General features: G+C 60.3%; 2 protein-coding genes and 1 pseudogene. All 3 read left to right on the top strand.

Translation table 11 applies throughout. The features are described 5' to 3' along the window. Positions 1 to 917: ABC transporter permease (locus AWB67_RS36720; protein WP_087660728.1), on the top strand; the 917-nt coding region annotated here is incomplete at its 5' end. After that, positions 914 to 1,942, top strand: a complete 1,029-nt coding sequence (locus tag AWB67_RS36715; RefSeq protein WP_087660727.1) for an ABC transporter permease — start codon at positions 914 to 916, stop codon at positions 1,940 to 1,942. The genes AWB67_RS36720 and AWB67_RS36715, both read left to right, overlap by 4 nt. Next, a pseudogene (locus AWB67_RS36710) lies at positions 1,939 to 2,154 on the top strand (sugar phosphate isomerase/epimerase); the annotation flags it as partial. The gene AWB67_RS36715 and the pseudogene AWB67_RS36710, both read left to right, overlap by 4 nt.

Genomic DNA, 2,154 nt, shown 5'->3' with positions numbered 1-2,154 from the left:
CCTTCTTTACCCTGCCCAACCTGTTCGACCTGCTCAACCAGAGCTCCGTCAACATCATCTTCGCGGTGGGACTGTTGGTCGTATTGATTGCGGGAGGGATTGACATCTCTTTTGCGGTGGGCGCGTCGGTGGTCCAGTATCTGACTGCACTGACGGTAATGCGACTGGGCGGTGGGAACTGGGCGCTGGGGTTTCTCGCGGCAGCGTTTTTTGGTTTCGTCCTTGGTTCCATCAACGCCACCATCATCTATCGCTTCAAGATTGTCTCCATCGTGGTGACGATTGCGACCTTCAACGTGTTCTTCGGCGGGTTGATGTTCGTCACTGGTGGCGTGTCCATCTACGACTTGCCGGACTGGTGGATCAACAGGGTGTCGATAATCCACTTCAACACGGCAAGCGGCAATGCCAATCTGGCGTTGCCAGTTGCGGTGATGGTCGCGATGGTTGTTGCCACTTGGTTCCTGCTTCGTCGCACCACCACCGGCCGCCAACTGTACGCGATGGGTGACAACCCGGAGGCCGCACGACGCGTGGGCGTGAACCTCGGAGCGATGCATTACATAGCCTTCGGCTGGCTTGGCATGATGGCGGGGATTGCAGGACTGATGCAGGCTCACTACGTGCAAGAGGTCGTGCCGAATGCGCTGTACGGACGTGAGCTCGACGTACTGGCTGCAGTCGTGCTGGGCGGCGCTCGCCTGGGCGGCGGACGCGGGACCATCCTCGGCTCCATCCTCGGCATCTTGCTGACCGCGATTACCGCCAACGGATTGAACCTGCTCGGTATCTCGCCGTACGCGTTCAAGATGATCATCGGCGCCATCATCCTCATCGCCATTACCTTGTCGAGCGGCGGCTTCGCCAAGCTCGTGGGAACGCGATTCACGTCACAAAGCGCGAAGGCCTCGTCATGAATACCTCATCTCATCGCTCGTCTACGCCGCTCGTACCGGCCGACGTTGTTGGGCTGCTCGGATTTCTCGCGGTTGTCATCGTCGCCCTGAGTATCGCCTCCGACCGCTTCTTCTCGTCGAGCACCTTTGTGTCAGTGGCGTTCCAGCTTCCGGAACTCGGCTTCTTTACGCTTGCCATGCTGATGCCGTTGATTTCGGGTGGCTTCAACCTCGCCGTGACTTTTACGGCGAATATCTCGGGTCTGGCGATGGCGTACGTGATTCAAACGCATGGCGGCGCAGACGCGGGGGCGGCCGTCATCATTCTCGGCATCGTCGCTGCATTGGCGACCGGCGCCGCTGCTGGCTGGGTAATGGGTGCCGTCATCGCTCGTACTGGGGCAAGCCCGATTCTCGTGTCGCTTTCGATGATGATTTTCCTTCGCGGTCTGGGCGAATTCCTGACGCACGGCGGAGACATCTCAGGGTTCCCGCCGTTCGTTCGGCAGATGGGCAACGGCTTCTTCTTTGGCATCCCCATTCCGCTCCTGATTTTCCTCGCGTGCGCGCTGCTCTGGCATATCGTGATGACGCGCTCGCGGCTGGGTTTTGCGACGCGCATGGTCGGGTCGAATCTGGAAGCTACGCGGTACTCGGGTATCGCCACCACGCGCGCCGTCACGCGCATCTACATGTTGTCGGGGCTCATGTGCGGTATCGCGGGCGTCGTCATGGCCGCCCGATTCAACTCGGTTCGTGTCGGGCACGGCGAGGCATTCCTGCTCATCTCCGTGCTGGCATGTTTCCTCGGTCGTGTCGACCCCTTCGGTGGCTTCGGTCGTGTGGTTCCGGTCGTGATTGCACTCATCATTCTTCAGGTCATCGCATCCGGTCTCAATTTGCTCGGCGCTAACCAGCATTTGGCGACCGCGCTGTGGGGAGTCTTCCTGCTTGCCGTGATGCTTCTTCGCTGGGCGTGGGCGAACGGTCTTTCCAAAACTTTGGTCCGCAGGCGCGTGACCGCTTCTCAAGGAGTTGCACGATGAACAAGCTTGGCGTACACGCACTGGTATGGGCGGGTGACCTCACGCCGGAGTCGACCCGCAAGGTTTTGAGCTCGACGAAGGCCGCTGGATTCGACGTCGCTGAACTGTCCCTGCACGGCCCGAAGGTGATGGACCTGGCTCTCACGCGCGATCTGGTGCAAGAGCATGAGTTGGAGGTCGGCTGCTCGCGAGGTCTGACCTTCGACGCCGAC

This window comes from Caballeronia terrestris (genome assembly GCF_001544515.1).
Lineage (GTDB): Bacteria > Pseudomonadota > Gammaproteobacteria > Burkholderiales > Burkholderiaceae > Caballeronia > Caballeronia terrestris.
Note: the sequence above shows the minus strand (reverse complement) of the source record. Positions and strands in the feature narration are given on the sequence as shown.

Bases quoted from the DNA above. Each gene is read 5' to 3' on its own strand.
- AWB67_RS36715 (WP_087660727.1), top strand. From the start codon at position 914: ATGAATACCTCATCTCATCGCTCGTCTACGCCGCTCGTACCGGCCGAC.